This window comes from Streptomyces qinglanensis (assembly GCF_900111245.1).
GTDB lineage: Bacteria > Actinomycetota > Actinomycetes > Streptomycetales > Streptomycetaceae > Streptomyces > Streptomyces qinglanensis.
Window position 1 is genome coordinate 281819 of record NZ_FOGO01000004.1, and the last position, 16073, is coordinate 297891.

Below are 16073 nucleotides of genomic sequence, written 5' to 3' on the forward strand. Positions count from 1 at the left end.
CTGTGCCCCGGAGCGGGCGCCCCCGGGGCAGGCGAACCGCCCGCCGCTCGATAGCGTGCACGCGTGAGCAACGGCCGTCCCTCCCCCAACCCGTCCCGCACGTCAGCTCGAGGTGAAGCACGGTGACCCCCGCCCAGACGCTGCAGCACCGGACCGACGGGCCCGACAACGCGCCCGTACTCGTCCTCGGCCCCGCCCTCGGCACCACCTGGCACATGTGGGACCGGCAGATCCCCGAGCTGTCCCGGAACTGGCGGGTGCTCAGATTCGATCTGCCCGGGCACGGCGGCTCCCCGGCCTACTCCGCCGACTCGGCCGACGCCTACGCCGAGCGGCTGCTGGCCACCCTCGACCAGCTCGGCATCGAGCGCTTCGGCTACGCGGGCTGCTCCCTCGGCGGCGCGATCGGCGTCCAGCTCGCGCTGCGGGCCCCGCAGCGCGTCACCTCGCTCGCGCTGATCTCCTCCTCGCCCCGGTTCGCCACCGCGGACAGCTGGCGGCAGCGCGGGGTCGTCATCCGGACCAACGGGCTCGACCCGATCGCCCGCACCACCCCCGAGCGCTGGTTCACCCCCGGCTTCGCCGCCGCACAGCCCGCCATCGTCGAGTGGGCGGTGCAGATGGTCCGCACCACCGACCCGGGCTGCTACATCGCCGCCTGCGAGGCGCTGGCCTCCTTCGACGTCAAGGAGTCGCTGGACCGCATAGGGGTGGGCACGCTGGTCATGGCCGGAGCCGAGGACCAGATCACCCCGCCCGCCGAGGCCCGGGCCCTGGTCGCGGGCATCCCCGACGCGCGGCTCGCGATCGTGCCCGGCGCCTCGCATCTGACGCCCGTCGAGCAGCCCGGGGCCGTCACCGATCTGCTCATCCGGCACTTCACCACCACCTGGCAGGACTCGGCCGCCGGTCCGCCCGCCCCGGCGCCCGTCATCAGCCCCGTGCCGCCGCAGACGTCCGCGGTCGCCGAGTTGGAGTCCGGCGCTGCGGCGGCGCTGCGCACCGACTCCTACGACGCGGGGATGAAGGTGCGCCGCGAGGTGCTCGGCGACGCCCACGTCGACCGCTCCCTGGAGCAGACCGACGACTTCACCGAGGACTTCCAGAACTTCGCCACCCGGTACGCCTGGGGCGAGGTGTGGACCCGTACCGGTGTCGACCGGCGCACCCGCTCGGTGATCACGCTGACCGCGCTGGTGGCCCGCGGCCATCTGGAGGAGCTGGCCTTCCACGTCCGGGCCGCGCTGCGCAACGGGCTGACCCCCGCCGAGATCAAGGAGGTGCTGCTGCAGACCGCCGTCTACTGCGGGGTGCCCGCGGCCAACTCGGCGTTCGCCGTCGCCCAGCGGGTGATCCGGGAGGAGACCACCCCGGAGGACCACCGGCAGCCCCGGGAGGAGAATGAGCCCCATGGGAACTGATGCCAACGACACCGCGCTGAAGCTCACCAAACAGGGCCACGCCAGCGTCCGGCTGGAGAAGGACGGCCGCACCCTCGTCATCGACCCGGGCGGCTACAGCGAGCAGGAGGCCGGGCTGGGCGCGGACGCGCTGCTCGTCACGCACGAACACCCCGACCACTTCGACGAGCTGCGGCTGCGGGCCGCCATGGAAGCCAATCCGGAAGCGGAGATCTGGACGCTGCGCAGCGTCGCCGAACAGCTCTCCGGAGCCTTCCCGGGCCGCGTCCACACCGTGGGCCACGGTGACACGTTCGAGGCGGCCGGATTCGAGGTCGAGGTGCACGGGGAGCTGCACGCGGTCATCCACCCCGACATCCCGCAGATCACCAACATCGGCTTCGTCGTCGACGGGCTGGTCTTCCACCCCGGTGACGCGCTCACCGTCCCCGAGCGGCCCGTCAAGACGCTGCTGCTGCCGGTGTACGCGCCCTGGAACAAGTACGCCGAGGTGCTGGACTACGTCCGCACCGTCAGCCCCGCGCAGGTCTACGACGTCCACGACGGACTGCTGGGCGACCTCGGACTGGCATTCTTCGGCCGGATGCTGGGCGAGGGCGGCCCCGGAACGGGTGGCGCGGCGCACAACCAGCTCCGGCCCGGCGAGAGTGTCCGACTGGCGCGGTAGCCTGCAGTCTGCCGGGGGACGACCCCCGTGACCCCGACGGAGTCCGCATGCGAATTGCCACCTGGAACGTCAACTCGATAACGGCCAGACTGCCCCGCCTGACGCAGTGGCTGGAGTCCGCCCAGCCCGACGTGCTCTGCCTGCAGGAGCTCAAGGTGTCCGACGACGCCTTCCCGCAGCAGGAGCTGCGCGCGCTCGGCTACGAGTCGGTCGTCAGCGCGCAGGGCCGCTGGAACGGCGTCGCGGTCCTCTCCCGCGTGGGCATCGAGGACCCGGCGCTGGGCCTGCCCGGCGCGCCCGCCTGGGAAGGCGCCGTCGAGGCCCGCGCCGCCGCGGCCACCTGCGGCGGGGTGCGCGTGTGGTCGCTGTACGTACCCAACGGGCGCGAGGTGGGGCACCCGCACTACGAGTACAAGCTGGAGTGGCTGGCGGCCCTGCGGGACGCGGCGGAGAAGTTCGCCTCCGCCGCGACGCCGTTCGCGGTGCTGGGCGACTTCAACATCGCGCCGACCGACGAGGACGTCTGGGACATCGCCGAGTTCGAGGGCGCCACCCATGTGACCGCCCGGGAGCGGGAGGCGCTCGCCGCCCTGGAGGCGGCGGGCGTCTCGGACGTCCACCCGCGTCCGCTCAAGTACGACGTGCCGTTCACCTACTGGGACTACCGGCAGCTCTGCTTCCCGAAGAACCGCGGTATGCGGATCGACCTCGTCTACGGCAACGAGGCGTTCACCACCGCGGTCTCGGACGCCTACGTCGACCGGGAGGCCAGGAAGGGCAAGGGCGCCTCCGACCACGCTCCGGTGGTGGTCGACCTGGAGGTGTGACGCCCCCGCGCTCCCCGGCCGGGTCCCCGGCGGCGCGGTTCAGTCCGTGAGCAGCCGCAGGTCGACCGACTCGCCGAGGGCGCGCAGTCCCGCGTCACCGGGGTGCAGATGGTCGCCCGAGTCGTACTTGGGCGCCATCCGCTCCGGGTGGGAGGGGTCCCGCACCACCTTGTCGAAGTCCAGGACGGCGTCGAAGCGGCCGCCGTTGTCCCGGACGAAGGCGTTGACCTTCGCCCGCTTGGCCTCGACCTCCGCCGTGCAGTCGTGGTAGCCCTCGCACGGCGTGATCGTCGCCACCACGACCCGCGTGCCGCGCTCGGCCGCCCGCGCGGCGATCGCCTTCATCCCCGCGATCACCTCCTCGGCCGAGGCGCCCCAGCGCACGTCGTTGATGCCTTCGAAGAGCACCACCGTCCGCACATTGGTCTGGGCCAGCACGTCCCGCTCCAGCCGGTGCTGTGCGCTCACCCCCGCGGTGTCGCTGCTGACGCCGTCGCCGGGATAGCGGTCGGTGACGATGCGGTTGGCGGAGATGCCCTCGTTGAGCACCCCGAGCCGCGGCACCCTGCTCTGCGCCAGCAGCCGGCCGGCCAGCACGTCCGGCCAGCGCCGGTTGGCCCCCTCCGTGGAGCGGACGCCGTCCGTGATGGAGTCCCCGAGGGTGACGACCGAGCCGGGGCCGCCCTGCACGTCGACGCCGGTCAGGAACGGCCATCGGGACAGCGAACCGGTGAAGGCCGCCCCGCCGGTCTCGCCGGTGCGGTCGCCGCTGCCGTCCTCGCTCAGATACGACGTTTGCTTCGCCACGCTGTGCACCGGAGCCGCGGAGACCGGGCCGGGCAGATGGATGCTCACCAGCAGATTGGTCTCCGAGGGCACGTCGAAGCCCACGGGATCGCTGACGGCGCGGGCCCCGGCCGGGATCCGGGTGCCGAGGCGGCCGCCGTCGAAGGTGAGCGGGGTCGGTCGCCGGTGTGCGGCGGCGCCGTTCTTCTGCACGGCGATCGAGGCGTGCCCGATGCGGACCGGCTGCGCGGCGAAGGTGTTCTCCAGGCGGATCCGCGCCCGGGGGCCGCCCGCCGAGGTGTGGACGACCAGCCGCAGCGTCCGGTCCCGCCACTCGCCGGTACCGGTGTAGCCGCCGGTACCGGCGGACCAGCTCCCCGTCCAGCCGGTGGCCTCGGGCCGCACCGCGAGGTCGAAGACGTGCAGATCGGCGTCGGCGCCCGGATCCCGGGGCAGGGTGACCGAACCGACCGTTCGGCCGTGCTCCAGGGGCACGGTGACCGCGTAGATCCGGGCTTTCTCCGCGACCTGGCCGTCCTGCCGGGTGTTGAGGTGGGGCAGCGCGACGGCCTTGGTGGCCAGCGGTCCGCCGCGCCAGTCGCCCGCGGTGAGCGTGTAGCGGCTCCGGGAGCCGTCCCGGTACCGGACGGTGCCCTCGCCGCCCGCGGCGTCCGCCGGGCCGTGCGGCGAGGTGGCGGCCACCAGGAACGTGAGCGCCTCGCCCCGGCCGCCGACCCGCACCCGCTGTCCGTCCGCACGGACGTTGTCGGGGCGGCCGGGGGCCCGGTCCGGCCAGCGGAGTGCGGCCGCGTCCAGGTCCAGCCGGGCGCCGGGCCCCCAGCCGGCGGCCTCGAGGTCCTGCGCGGAGAGGGAGCGCCCGGCGCCGTCGAAGTCGCCGGCATCCGGTGCGGCGTCGTCGCTGATCGCGCGGTTGTCGTAGAGGCGTGCCAGGGGGAGCGGCCGCTCGGCGCCGGGGTCCGCGGGCGCCGTCTGCCGGGTGCTCTGCTGTGCGGTGGCCGTCGCCACCAGGGTCGGTGCCGTCGCGGCCACGGCGGCCACCAGGACGGTGAGGGACCGGGTCCAGGTACGTCTGCGCACGTGATGCCCTCTCGTGGGACTCCGACTGCGGTGCGTGCACCCCGGATTCCACCGAGGCGGGGTGAAGTTAGAGAGGCCCTGACGCGGCGTCAAGGTGTCCGGCGGCCCAAACCGGCCGGGTTTCGCACCCAGCGCGCCTATAGTGCCCACGGGCGCGAGAATGCCACGCTGATGCGCATGCACTTCCCCTTTCTGGACAACTGGCGCAAGCCCCACCCGGATGCCGAAGGGGCGGTCGCATCGAGCCGCCGGCTGTCGGACGATCCGGAGACCGCGACGCAGCTCCTCTCCGAATGCGAACTCCTGCGCGAGCAGGCGCGCGGGGCGGGTGTCGAACTCGACGACTCGGTGGAGTCCTTGGCCGCGCTGGACCAACTGCTGCCGCACTGGCGCGAGGACCCCGAGGTCACCCCGTGGCTCGGCACGGACGCCGGGCTCTACCTGGGGACCGTGATGGTGCGGTCGGTGCCGGGGGCCCGCTGGGTGCGGTGGCCGAACGGCCAGCCGGTGGTGCGGCTGCCGTCCGGACGGGAGGCCGACGTGCTGGAGGAGGGCACCAACTGGGCCGAGACGGGCTCGCCGGAGCTGTCCCAGGCGTACGCCGAGGTCAGCGAGGACTGACGTACGCCGACCGGTATATCGCCTTGCTGCGTGTCATCCCGGTGATGACCCGTTCGGCCCGATAGTTTCCGTTTCCTATGGAACCGCTGATCGAGCTGCGCGGAGTCAACAAGTACTTCGGCACGCAGCACGTGCTGAGGGACATCGACCTCACCGTCGGCCGCGGCGAGGTCGTCGTCGTCATCGGACCGTCGGGTTCCGGCAAGTCGACGCTGTGCCGCACCATCAACCGCCTGGAGACGATCGGGTCCGGCACCATCACCCTGGCGGGGCGCCCCCTCCCGGAGGAGGGCCGGGAGCTGGCCCGGCTGCGCAGCGAAGTCGGCATGGTCTTCCAGTCGTTCAACCTCTTCGCGCACAAGACCGTGCTGGCCAACGTGGCGCTCGCCCCGCTCAAGGTGCGCGGCAGGAAGAAGGACGAGGCGTACGCGGACGCCCGCGAACTGCTGCGCAGGGTCGGCCTGGCCGAGCACGCGGACAAGTACCCGGCGCAGCTCTCCGGCGGCCAGCAGCAGCGGGTGGCCATCGCCCGCGCCCTGGCCATGGATCCGCAGGCGCTGCTCTTCGACGAGCCCACCTCCGCACTCGACCCGGAGATGATCAGCGAGGTCCTGGAGGTCATGCAGCAGCTCGCCCGGGACGGCATGACCATGGTCGTGGTCACCCACGAGATGGGCTTCGCCCGCTCGGCGGCCCACCGCGTGGTGTTCATGGCCGACGGCCGGATCGTCGAGGACCGCGCCCCGGGCGAGTTCTTCACCGCGCCCCGCAGCGAGCGCGCCAGGGACTTCCTCGCCAAGATCCTCGAGCACTGAGGGGGCCCGGCCGTGCCTGCGCCTGCTCCGTCCAGCGGTACCCGTGCCACCCGCCGGGGCGCCGTGCGCCGCCCCGCCCGCTGCCTGGCCGCCGGGCTGCTGCTGCTCGCCGTCGCCGGGTGCGGAGCCTCCGGCAGTCCGCCCGCCCGCGGCCCGCAGCCCGGCAGACTTCCGCACTACGCCGTCGACCGGGACTTCTCGCTGCCCACCTCACCCACCTGGCGGAGCGCGCACCGCGACGGGAAGCTGACGATCGGCGTCAAGGAGGACCAGCCCGGCATGGGCGAGAAGAACCCGGCCACCGGCGCGTACAGCGGCTTCGACATCGAGATCGCCCGGATGACGGCGGCCTCGCTCGGATTCGATCCGGACCGGCAGATCACCTACCGGGCCATCGCCTCCGCGAACCGGGAAACCGCCCTGCAGAACGGCCAGATCGACTACTACGTCGGCACCTACACCATCAACGAGGGCCGCAAGAAGCTGGTCGGCTTCGCCGGGCCCTACTACATCGCCGGGCAGCGGCTGCTGGTGCGGCGGGACGAGAAGCAGCTCACCGGCCCGGACGAGATGGCCGGCCGGAAGGTCTGCTCGGCGGTCGGCTCCACCCCGCTGCAGCGCATCCAGGCGGACTACCCCGGTGCCGACGCGGTCGCCTACGACAGCTATGCCATCTGCGTGGACAACCTCCTCAACCATCAGGTCGACGCGGTCACCACGGACGACACCATCCTGCTGGGCTACGCGGCCAAGGACCCGGCGCACCTGAAGGTCGTCGGCAGGGCGTTCTCCGAGGAGCCGTACGGCATCGGCGTGCCCCGCCAGGACCGGGCGCTGGCCCGCGCCCTGGACCGGGCCCTCGTGGCGCGGGAGCGGAACGGCGACTGGAAGCGGGCCTACGACGTCACGCTCGGCCTCTCCGGCCGCCCCGCACCGCGGCCGCCCCGTGTCGACCCCGCGCTGACGCGCTGAGAGGAGTCCGAACGGCCCCATGGACGTACTGACAGAGAACTTCTCCCTCTACGGCGAGGGCTTCTGGGGGACCGTGCGGCTGACCCTCTACTCCTCGCTGCTGGCGCTGGCCGCGGGCGTGCTGACGGCCGGGTTCCGGGTGGCGCCGGTGCGCGCGCTGCGCGCGGTCGGCACCACCTGGGTGACGGTGCTGCGCAACACCCCGCTGACGCTGCTGTTCTTCGCCCTGCTGCTGGGGCTGCCCCGCTTCGGTGTCGCGCTGCCGTTCGAGCTGTTCGCGGTGCTGGCGCTGGGCTGCTACACCTCCGCGTTCATCTGCGAGGCGGTGCGCTCGGGCATCAACACGGTGCCGGTCGGGCAGGGTGAAGCGGCCCGCAGCCTGGGGATGACCTTCGGGCAGACGCTGGGCGCCGTCGTCCTGCCGCAGGCGATCCGCACCGTGATCGCACCGATCGGCTCCACCCTGATCGCGCTCGCCAAGAACTCCGCCATCGCCGGCTCGTTCAGCGTCGTGGAGCTGCTGAGCACCTACAAGACGCTCAGCGAGAACGGGTACAGCGTGATCTGGAGCTTCGTGTGGATCGCCGTCGGCTATCTGATCCTGACCCTGTCGATCAGCGCGCTCTTCCACGCCATGGAGCGGCGCTGGGGGGTGGCCCGATGAGTCCGCGCTTCCGCACCCGGCAGCATGCTCCGGCGCCCTCCGCGCTCTACGACATCCCCGGACCCAGGGCACAGGCCCGGCATCTGCTCTACGGGGTGCTGACGACCCTCGCCCTCGCGGCGCTGCTGGCCTGGGTGGTCCATCTGCTGGTCACGACCGGGCAGTTCGCCTTCGTGAAGTGGCGGCCCTTCGGCTACGCGGGGATCCAGGAACTGCTGCTGCGCGGTCTCGGCAACACTCTGAAAGCCTTCGCGCTGGCGGCCGTCCTGGCGCTGGCCCTGGGCGCCCTGCTGGCCGCCGGACGGCTCTCCGAGCACCGGCCGGTGCGCTGGGCCGGCACGCTGCTGGTGGAGTTCTTCCGGGCGATGCCCGTGCTGGTCATGATCTTCTTCGTCTTCGTGGCTCTGGAGGTCCAGCCGCTGCCGGCCCTGGTGACCGGACTGACCCTCTACAACGGCTCCGTGCTCGCCGAGGTCTTCCGCTCCGGTGTGCTCTCGGTCGATCGCGGCCAGCGGGAGGCCGCCTACGCCCTGGGGATGCGCAAGACCCAGGTCATGGTGCATGTCCTGGTGCCGCAGGCGGTGCGGGCCATGCTGCCGGCGATCATCAGCCAGCTCGTCGTCGCGCTCAAGGACACCTCGCTCGGCTACCTGATCACCTACGAGGAGTTCCTGCACGCGGGGCGGCTGATCGCCATCAACATGGACTACACCATGCCGTTCATCCCCGTCGTGATCGTGATTTCGGCGGTCTACATCGGGCTGTGCATGCTGCTGTCCTGGTTCGCCCACTGGGTCGCACGGCGCGAGCGCGGCAACGTCAAGAACGAGGCCGTCCCGGTGGCTCCCGCCGAAGCCGCCCCCACCATGCCCGGCGCCGAGCCGTGAGCATCCCGGGCCTCACTCCGCCGCGGTCGTCGCCGCGCGGGTCACATCGGCGACCAGTTCGACCACATCCGGCCCGTACGCACGCGAGTTGACGACCTTCAGCAGCAGGCAGAAGGTGCCGTTGCGGCCGTGCTTGCGGGCGAGCTTCGCATGGTGGCGCACCAGATACCGGGCGGCGGCCTGGTTGTCGACGGGCCGCTGCCCGCATATGAGGAAGACCGGCCGCGCCCCGGGCCCGTCCTGGTTGCCCGTCAGCCGGGCCAGCAGCACGTGCTCGACCGTCCCCTTCTCCGCCCGGTAGCGCTCGCTGCCGATGGCGAAGACCCCCGGCGCCTCGCCGTCCATGACCACCGAGACCCCCGGCAGCAGCGACTGCAGATGCGCGGCGGTCCGCCGGTTGGAGGCCGGGCCGCCCAGGCAGAACTCGGTGCGCTCGCCGAACCCCTGGCGGGTCGTGTCGTGCCCGACGATGTCCGCCCTGGCACCGCAGTCCTTGATGATGCCGGACAGCTCCAGCAGCGCGAACACGTCGTCGGGCGCCACCTTCCACTCCTCGACGCCCGGGTCCCGGTTGACCACCAGCAGGCAGGAGGAGTTCTCCGGCATGCCGAAGAAGCGCTGCTTGCGGTGGAGTCTGCGGCGCCACAGGGAGCTGCGGCCCAGCCAGCCCGCGGCCGCGGTGAGCGCGGCGGCGATCAGTCCGAGTGCGATCTCTCTCAGGTTCTCGTCCATGGGGGCGCAGCGTAGGCCCTCGGGACGGCGGCGTCCGGCCGGGTGGCCGTCCGTTCCGCTCGCCGCGGGGTGCTGACGCATCCGCGTCAGCCGCACTACGCTGCGCGGATCACGCGCGTTCCCCGGAGCACGCCCCAAGGAGGCCCGCATGACGCCCTCTCCCGCCGGCCACCCGCCGCGCCCCGACGACGGCCCACCCGCCCGCGCGGGTGGGTACACCGCAGGCAGACCCGCCCGCCCCCGCCGCCGTACGGCGCGCCGTCTCGCCGCGGTGCTCGGCACCGGGGCCGTGGTGGCGGGCCTGCTGGGCGCAGCACCGGCACAGCCCGACCGGCACCCGGCCGGGCACGGTCACCCGCACGGCAAGTCGCCGGTGGCGACGGGCTACGGGGGCGCCGTCTCCAGCGTGGACGCCGACGCCTCGGCGGCGGGCATCAGGGTGCTGAAGAACGGCGGCAACGCGGCCGACGCGGCGGTGGCCACGGCCGCGGCGCTCGGCGTGACCGAACCGTACTCGGCGGGCATCGGCGGCGGCGGGTACTTCGTGTACTACGACGCGGCCACCCGCAGGGTGCACACCCTCGACGGCCGCGAGACGGCGCCCCGCAGCGCGGACCGGAACCTGTTCACCGAGGACGGCGAACCCCTCCCGTTCGACCAGGCCGTCACCAGCGGCCTCGGCGTCGGCACCCCGGGCACCGCCGCCACCTGGGAGAAGGCACTGCGCGCCTACGGCACCAGGTCGCTGGCCCAGGCGCTGCGCCCGGCGACCGAGCTGGCGCGGCGCGGCTTCACGGTCGATCAGACCTTCCGCGACCAGACGGCGCAGAACGAGGACCGCTTCCGCGACTTCCCGGCGACGGCGGAGCTGTTCCTGCCCGGCGGCGAACTGCCCGAGGTCGGCTCCCGGCTGCGGAACCCCGATCTCGCCCGCACCTACCGGCAACTCGCCCGCGAGGGCACCGACGCGCTCTACCGCGGCGGGATCGGCCGCGACCTGGTACGGACGGTGCGCAAGCCGCCCGTCGCCGAGGGCACGGACCGCACCGTGCGGCCCGGCGACCTGACGGCCGAGGACCTGCGCGCCTACCGGGTGCTCTCCCAGCGCCCGACCCGGACCGCCTACCGCGGTCTGGACGTGTACGGCATGGCGCCCTCCTCGTCCGGCGGCACCACCGTCGCCGAGGCGCTCAACATCCTCGAACGCAGCGATCTGGGCTCCCTGAGCAGGACGGCGTATCTGCACCGCTACCTGGAGGCGAGCCGCATCGCCTTCGCCGACCGGGGCCGCTGGGTGGGCGACCCGGCCCAGGAGGACGTGCCGACCAGGGGACTGACCTCGCAGCGGTTCGCGGACGCCCGGGAATGCCTGATCGACGACGCCGCGGCCCTCCGGAGTCCGGTGGCGCCGGGCGACCCGCGGCGGCCGGAGTCCTGCGAGCGCGGGGACGCCGACCAGGCGGCGCCCACCACCTACGAGGGCGAGAACACCACTCATCTGACCGTCGCCGACAAGTGGGGCAACGTCGTCGCCTACACCCTCACCATCGAGCAGACCGGCGGCAGCGGCATCACCGTCCCGGGCCGGGGGTTCCTGCTCAACAACGAGCTGACCGACTTCTCGTTCGTGCCCAGCGCCCCCGGGGTGCACGATCCGAACCTGCCCGGGCCGGGGAAGCGTCCGCGTTCCTCGATGTCGCCGACCGTCGTCCTGCGGCACGGCAAGCCGGTGCTGGCACTGGGCTCGCCGGGCGGATCGACGATCATCACGACGGTGCTGCAGACCCTCACCAACCACCTCGACCGCGGGATGCCGCTCGTCGACGCCATCGCCGCACCGCGCGCCAGCCAGCGGAACACGGCGAAGACCGTCGCGGAGCCCGCTCTGATGGACAGTCCGGTACGCCGCCGACTGGCCGCGCTCGGGCACTCGTTCGAGGAGACGGCGGAGATCGGCGCGGTCACCGGGGTGCGGCGGCTGCCCGGGTCGGGGCACTGGCGTGCGGCGGCCGAGCCCGAGCGCCGCGGCGGCGGTTCGGCGATGGTCGTACACCCCGCACGGCACTGACGGACCGGCACGGACCCGGCGGCGGGCGGGCCGCGGCGTCGCTCCGCCCGCCGCTCCCGCCGCTCCCGCCGAGCGGTCCTGGCCGGTCGCCCGACTGCCCGCTGGCCGTGCCGGGCCGTGCCGTACGCTCCGGGCGGGAGGCGGCCCGTGGCGCCGACAGCCGAACGCCCCGCGCCCGGTGGCCCGTTCCGCACCGCACCTCCGCTGCCGTGTGGTTCACGTACGCCCTGTGTCCGGCCGCCCCCTACGTCGACCGTACGAGCCCGGTGGGCGCACCCGCGGGTCTGTCCGGCCGGGTGGCCCGGAAGCGCCGGACCGGCGCGTATCGGCGTGCGCCGCGCGTGGTTGCCGCCTGATCACAGGCCGTACGATCGCTCTGCAAAGCTGTGTGACGGCCCGTCGCGGCCGAACGGACCGGGGGAGAGGGCATGAGGTCCCTGCGTGCGGACGATCCTGAACGCATCGGCCAGTACCGGCTGCTGGGGCGGCTCGGCGAAGGCGGGATGGGCAGTGTCTACCTCGCCCAGTCACCGCGCGGCCGTACCGTCGCCGTCAAGCTGGTCCGGCCGGAGCTGGCCGGACACGCCGAGTTCCGGCACCGCTTCGAGCAGGAGGTCGGTGCCGCGCGCCGGGTCGGCGGCGAGTGGACGGCGCCGGTGCTGGACGCGGACACCGAGGCGGACCCGCCCTGGGTCGCCACCGGCTACATACCGGGCATCACGCTGTACGAGGCCGTCGCCGACCGCAGGACGCCGCTGCCCGCGCGTACCCTCCGCATCCTGGCCAACCGGCTCGCCCGCGCGCTCGGTGCCGTCCACGAGGCGGGGCTGGTCCACCGCGACGTCAAGCCCTCGAACATCCTGGTCACCATCGACGGCCCGCGTGTCATCGACTTCGGTATCGCACGGGCGCTGGAGACCGTGGCGGACGCACACCTGACGCGGACGGGTGCCGTCGTCGGCTCGCCCGGGTTCATGTCGCCCGAGCAGGTGCGCGGTGACCGGGTGACCGGGAGCAGCGACATCTTCTCGCTCGGCTCGGTGCTCGCCTTCGCCGCGACGGGGCGCACCCCCTTCGGGGGCGACGGGGCCGCCGGGCACGTGCAGTTGTACCGGATCACCCAGGAGGAGCCCGATCTGGCGGGCGTTCCCGAAGAACTGCGGGCCCTGGTCGCCGACTGCCTGACCAAGTCCGCCGCGCAGCGGCCGGGGCTGCCGGAGATCCTGGACCGGACAGCGGATCCCGAGGACGAGCCGGGGCCCGGCACGTCCGGTCCGGAGACCGCCGACCCCTGGCTCCCGGCCGGCCTGGTGGCCCACTTGGGCCGGCACGCGGCCCGGCTGCTGGACGCGGAGGTGCCCGGCGCCCGGGCCGCGGCGGCCCGGGTCGCCGAGGCGCCCGCCGTCCCGCCCGCCCCCGGCGCCGGGCCCCCGGAATCTCCGCCGCCCCCGACCCCGGCGGAGCCCGCCGCGGGGACGGACGGCACCGACCCGGCCGGTGCCGAAGCGGCGGCCACTCCGGCGACCGGCTCCCCGGCCACCTCCGTCACCCGGCCCCGGCCGGAGGGCACCGACCCCGCGGCAGCCCGGGCGTCCGACGCCCCCCGCACGTCCGGCGACACCGCAGCGGCCAGTACCCCCGAAGGCGGCGGAGCCCAGGGAGGCCCCGGGGACACCGGGCATCAGGACGCCGTGGCGTCCGGGACCGGAGGAGCGGCCGCGGAGGCCGGGGCGCCGCCCCCGGTGCCCGGCCAGGAGCAGGTGCACGGCATGCTGACCGTCACGGGACCCCCGGCCGCGCCCGCCGGACCCCGTCCCTCGTACGGCGGTGAGTTCCCGGAGCCCGGCCGGCCCGCCACGCCGCCCCACACCGTGCACGGCCCGGCCGCGGACCGGCCCGAACGGGCGCACGGGCGCGGCATGTTGCTGGGGGCGCTCGGTGTGCTGCTGGCGCTGGTGTCCGGTCTCGGCACCTTCGTCGCGCTGCGTGTGTACGACAACGGCGGGGACCGTGCGCGGCAGCAGCCGGATGCCGCAGCGGAGGCGTCCCCCGGTGACGGGTCGGGCACTCCGTCGCAGGAGGACATCGGCAGCCCGGCTCCGGGCGGTGCGCTGCCCAAGGGCTATCTGGGCGCCTGGCAGGGCAGCGTCCAGGAAGCCGACGGCTCCACGATCACCCGGCGGTTCGAGATCCGGCAGGGCGAGCAGGGCGAGGTCGTGGCCAAGACCGTCAACATCCGGGCCGACATGATGTGCGAGGGCGAGGCGACACTGGTGGCCTTCGAGGGCGCCGGCACGGGGTTGCGCATCACCAGCCGGATCACCGGCAGTCACCCCGCGGCCAAGTCCTGCTCCCCCTACCGGGAGCAGACGCTGCGGCTGCGCACCGACGGCACCCTCTCCTGGGTCTATCCGAGCGGGTCGCTCTCGGCGAAGCTGCGCAAGGTGGGCGACCCCGCGGCCCCGGTGCCCCGCAGCATGGCGGGCGAGTGGCAGGGCACCACGGCGCAGGGCGAGGAGCGCACCCTCACCCTGCGCCGCGGCCGGGTCGGGACCGCGACGGTAAGGCTGGCCGGGGAGCACGCCGGCGTGTCCTGCGTGTGGGAGAGCACGCTCGGCGGTGCGGAGGAGAACACCCTGACGTACGGGCCGGACCGGGTGGACGGGGCCTCGGCGCCCGGGTGCGCGGCGTCGCTCGAGTCGCTGCGGATCACCGCGGCCGGCGGCGACGCGATCCGGGTCGCCGCGGTCGGGGAGCCCGACGGGGCGGGGCGCGTCTACCGCCGGGCCGGTTCGGACTGAGCCCCCCCGGCCGGGACCGCCCCGCCCTGGAGTCAGCGGCCGCCGCCCGTCGGCACGGTGAGCCGTGAGGGGTCGTGCGCGGGTGAGGTGAACTCCAGCCGGGCGCCGTCCGGGTTGTACTCCGCGTACAGCGGGTCGACCGTGTCGATGACGACGGCGAGCCGGTGGCCCCGGGGGACGTCGTACGCGGTGGAGAACAGTTCCAGATCCACCGGGAACGGCTTTCCGGGGGTGCGGTCGTGGAACGTGTAGGGGGCGTGGGTGATCAGCCTGCCGGTGCCCAGCGGGCCGACGTCGTAGAGGTGGGCGTAGTAGGTGCCGCTCGCCTTGTTGCTGGTCACCGTCGTGTGCAGGGTTGTCGTGCCGCGTACCGCGGTCTTCTCCCGATAGCGCTCCGACTGCCATACGGCTGCCCGGGAGCGCGGCAGCAGCGGTACGTACACCAGGGGCGGCAGTTTGAGGAACTGGTCGAGGACGCCGGTGAGCAGGACCGTGCCGCCGTTGGCGCCGGAGTCCTTGCCGGTGGCCAGCTTCTTCGTCCCGCCCAGGGGGAGGGTGCGGCTGCCGGTGGAGACCTCCTGCCAGCTTGCGAATCCCTCGTAGCCGCCGCCGGAGCGGGACTTGAGCTGTACGGGGGCTTCGGTGGCGATGCCGTTGCGCTCGCCCTTCAGATAGCGGTCGAACCAGCGGCGGGCGTGCGACCAGGTGTCGTTGGGCAGCCCGAGCAGACCGGTCGCCTCGGCGGTGGCGTGGTCGCCGGGGCGGAACTCCAGCCGTTTGGGGCCGCGCAGCTTCTCGTAGAAGTCGGCGTACTGGTTCGGCGGGAAGATCGAGTCGTTCCAGGCGTTGCCGAGCATGATGGCGGCGCCGTTGTCGTTGATCCGGTCGAGATAGGTCGCGGGGGAGCGCTTCTTCCCCCAGGCGATCATCTCGTCCTCCTTGTCCAGGTCGGAGGCGAGGAAGTTCTTCAGGATCTCCCGCAACTCGGCGCTGGGGCGGCCGGTGAGTTCGCCCGAGGCGCCGAGCAGCCCGGCTGCCTGGAGGTGCTGGGTGCGGCCGCTGTAGATGGCGCCGATCAGGTCGGCCCAGCCGCTGAGCGCGGTGACCGCCTTGATCCGCGGGTCGTGCCCGGCCGCCAGCAGGCTGATGCCGGCGCCGTAGGAGACTCCGCCCATGCCGATGCGGTCCTCGTCGGCCGGGGTGTGGGCCAGCGCCCAGTCGATGACGCGGGAGGCGTCGGCGATGTCCTTCGGCCCGCCGGTCTCGATCCGGCCGCCGGACTGCCAGAAGCCCCGCGAGTTGTAAGTGACCACCACATAACCGGAGTCGGCGAGCTTCCGGGCCTGTGCGAAGTACTCGATCTGCGGGGTGGCCCAACTGGTGGGCAGCACGATCAGCGGGTACTGCCGGGTGCCGCCGGTGGAGGCGCCCGCGGGAAGGAGCACGTTCGCCTTGAGGGTGATGCCGCCGGCGCCCTCGATGTCGACGAAGTCCGGCAGGGAGGCAGCCGCCGGGGTCCGCGCCGGCTGTGCGGCGGCGGTGGGGGCGGCGGCCAGACCGGTGGCGGCGAGCGTTCCGGCGAGGAGCGCGGAGGCGGTCCGCACGGAGGTGGGGGAGGGGCGCATGCACTGCTCCAGATGTCGTGGGCGACCCGGGTGGGGGAAAGTGACTGGAGAGTAGGCGGGTTGGGCTACCGGGGGTAACCCATCAGTAG

13 protein-coding genes are annotated in these 16073 nt (G+C 73.5%); 10 read left to right on the forward strand and 3 right to left on the reverse strand.

Annotation, left to right across the window (positions count from 1 at the left end; all coding sequences use genetic code 11):
• The first annotated feature begins 122 nt into the window (after positions 1-122).
• From pcaDC to BMX65_RS11080, 3 genes are read left to right on the forward strand one after another with little or no spacing between them, the layout of a single operon-like run.
• On the forward strand, positions 123-1421 hold the full coding sequence (gene pcaDC / locus BMX65_RS11070; RefSeq protein ID WP_075000034.1) for a bifunctional 3-oxoadipate enol-lactonase/4-carboxymuconolactone decarboxylase PcaDC: 1299 nt from the start codon (positions 123-125) through the stop codon (positions 1419-1421).
• Positions 1411-2088 (forward strand): MBL fold metallo-hydrolase, encoded by a 678-nt coding sequence (locus BMX65_RS11075; RefSeq protein ID WP_177214238.1) that lies wholly within the window; start codon positions 1411-1413, stop codon positions 2086-2088. Before pcaDC ends, BMX65_RS11075 begins: the two co-directional genes overlap by 11 nt.
• A 47-nt stretch (positions 2089-2135) precedes the next feature.
• Positions 2136-2915 carry an exodeoxyribonuclease III gene (locus tag BMX65_RS11080; RefSeq protein ID WP_019357141.1) on the forward strand — a complete coding sequence of 260 codons (780 nt, stop codon included), beginning with the start codon at positions 2136-2138 and terminating at the stop codon, positions 2913-2915.
• A gap of 39 nt (positions 2916-2954) precedes the next feature.
• Here the strand turns inward: BMX65_RS11080 and BMX65_RS11085 are convergent, their stop codons facing one another.
• On the reverse strand, positions 2955-4799 hold the full coding sequence (locus tag BMX65_RS11085) for an SGNH/GDSL hydrolase family protein (protein WP_107437458.1): 1845 nt from the start codon (positions 4797-4799) through the stop codon (positions 2955-2957).
• A gap of 177 nt (positions 4800-4976) precedes the next feature.
• On the opposite strand from BMX65_RS11085, the gene BMX65_RS11090 reads away from it, so the two are divergent.
• The 5 genes from BMX65_RS11090 (at position 4977) to BMX65_RS11110 (ending at position 8758) form a co-directional block, all read left to right on the forward strand.
• Positions 4977-5420, forward strand: coding sequence for a DUF6278 family protein (locus BMX65_RS11090; protein WP_075000292.1), 444 nt, complete (start codon positions 4977-4979; stop codon positions 5418-5420).
• A gap of 77 nt (positions 5421-5497) precedes the next feature.
• The gene (locus BMX65_RS11095) at positions 5498-6235 is read left to right on the forward strand and encodes an amino acid ABC transporter ATP-binding protein (protein ID WP_075000035.1); all 738 of its coding nucleotides are present in this window, start codon (positions 5498-5500) and stop codon (positions 6233-6235) included.
• A gap of 63 nt (positions 6236-6298) precedes the next feature.
• Entirely contained in the window at positions 6299-7207 is a 909-nt protein-coding gene (locus tag BMX65_RS11100; RefSeq protein WP_075000036.1) for a glutamate ABC transporter substrate-binding protein, read from the forward strand.
• Positions 7208-7226: 19 nt separating this feature from the next.
• Entirely contained in the window at positions 7227-7871 is a 645-nt protein-coding gene (locus BMX65_RS11105) for an amino acid ABC transporter permease (protein WP_075000037.1), read from the forward strand.
• Positions 7868-8758, forward strand: coding sequence for an amino acid ABC transporter permease (locus BMX65_RS11110; protein WP_075000038.1), 891 nt, complete (start codon positions 7868-7870; stop codon positions 8756-8758). Before BMX65_RS11105 ends, BMX65_RS11110 begins: the two co-directional genes overlap by 4 nt.
• 12 nt (positions 8759-8770) lie before the next feature.
• On the opposite strand, the gene BMX65_RS11115 is transcribed toward BMX65_RS11110, so the two are convergent.
• The gene (locus tag BMX65_RS11115) at positions 8771-9490 is read right to left on the reverse strand and encodes a hypothetical protein (protein WP_177214239.1); all 720 of its coding nucleotides are present in this window, start codon (positions 9488-9490) and stop codon (positions 8771-8773) included.
• A 148-nt stretch (positions 9491-9638) separates the two neighbouring features.
• On the opposite strand from BMX65_RS11115, the gene ggt reads away from it, so the two are divergent.
• Both ggt and BMX65_RS33445 read left to right on the forward strand, forming a co-directional pair.
• The gene (ggt, locus tag BMX65_RS11120) at positions 9639-11558 is read left to right on the forward strand and encodes a gamma-glutamyltransferase (RefSeq protein WP_239501958.1); all 1920 of its coding nucleotides are present in this window, start codon (positions 9639-9641) and stop codon (positions 11556-11558) included.
• A 428-nt stretch (positions 11559-11986) separates the two neighbouring features.
• Positions 11987-14359 carry a serine/threonine-protein kinase gene (locus tag BMX65_RS33445; protein WP_075000039.1) on the forward strand — a complete coding sequence of 791 codons (2373 nt, stop codon included), beginning with the start codon at positions 11987-11989 and terminating at the stop codon, positions 14357-14359.
• Positions 14360-14391: 32 nt separating this feature from the next.
• On the opposite strand, the gene BMX65_RS11130 is transcribed toward BMX65_RS33445, so the two are convergent.
• Positions 14392-15984 (reverse strand): CocE/NonD family hydrolase, encoded by a 1593-nt coding sequence (locus tag BMX65_RS11130; protein ID WP_075000040.1) that lies wholly within the window; start codon positions 15982-15984, stop codon positions 14392-14394.
• Positions 15985-16073: the final 89 nt, after the last annotated feature.

Excerpts from the sequence above, each read along its gene's own strand:
- BMX65_RS11130 (WP_075000040.1), bottom strand. The coding sequence starts at position 15,984 with ATGCGCCCCTCCCCCACCTCCGTGCGGACCGCCTCCGCGCTCCTCGCC.
- BMX65_RS11075 (WP_177214238.1), top strand. The coding sequence starts at position 1,411 with ATGGGAACTGATGCCAACGACACCGCGCTGAAGCTCACCAAACAGGGC.
- BMX65_RS11095 (WP_075000035.1), top strand. The coding sequence starts at position 5,498 with ATGGAACCGCTGATCGAGCTGCGCGGAGTCAACAAGTACTTCGGCACG.
- BMX65_RS33445 (WP_075000039.1), top strand. The coding sequence starts at position 11,987 with ATGAGGTCCCTGCGTGCGGACGATCCTGAACGCATCGGCCAGTACCGG.
- BMX65_RS11080 (WP_019357141.1), top strand. The coding sequence starts at position 2,136 with ATGCGAATTGCCACCTGGAACGTCAACTCGATAACGGCCAGACTGCCC.
- BMX65_RS11105 (WP_075000037.1), top strand. The coding sequence starts at position 7,227 with ATGGACGTACTGACAGAGAACTTCTCCCTCTACGGCGAGGGCTTCTGG.
- BMX65_RS11090 (WP_075000292.1), top strand. The coding sequence starts at position 4,977 with ATGCACTTCCCCTTTCTGGACAACTGGCGCAAGCCCCACCCGGATGCC.
- BMX65_RS11110 (WP_075000038.1), top strand. The coding sequence starts at position 7,868 with ATGAGTCCGCGCTTCCGCACCCGGCAGCATGCTCCGGCGCCCTCCGCG.
- BMX65_RS11115 (WP_177214239.1), bottom strand. The coding sequence starts at position 9,490 with ATGGACGAGAACCTGAGAGAGATCGCACTCGGACTGATCGCCGCCGCG.
- ggt (WP_239501958.1), top strand. The coding sequence starts at position 9,639 with ATGACGCCCTCTCCCGCCGGCCACCCGCCGCGCCCCGACGACGGCCCA.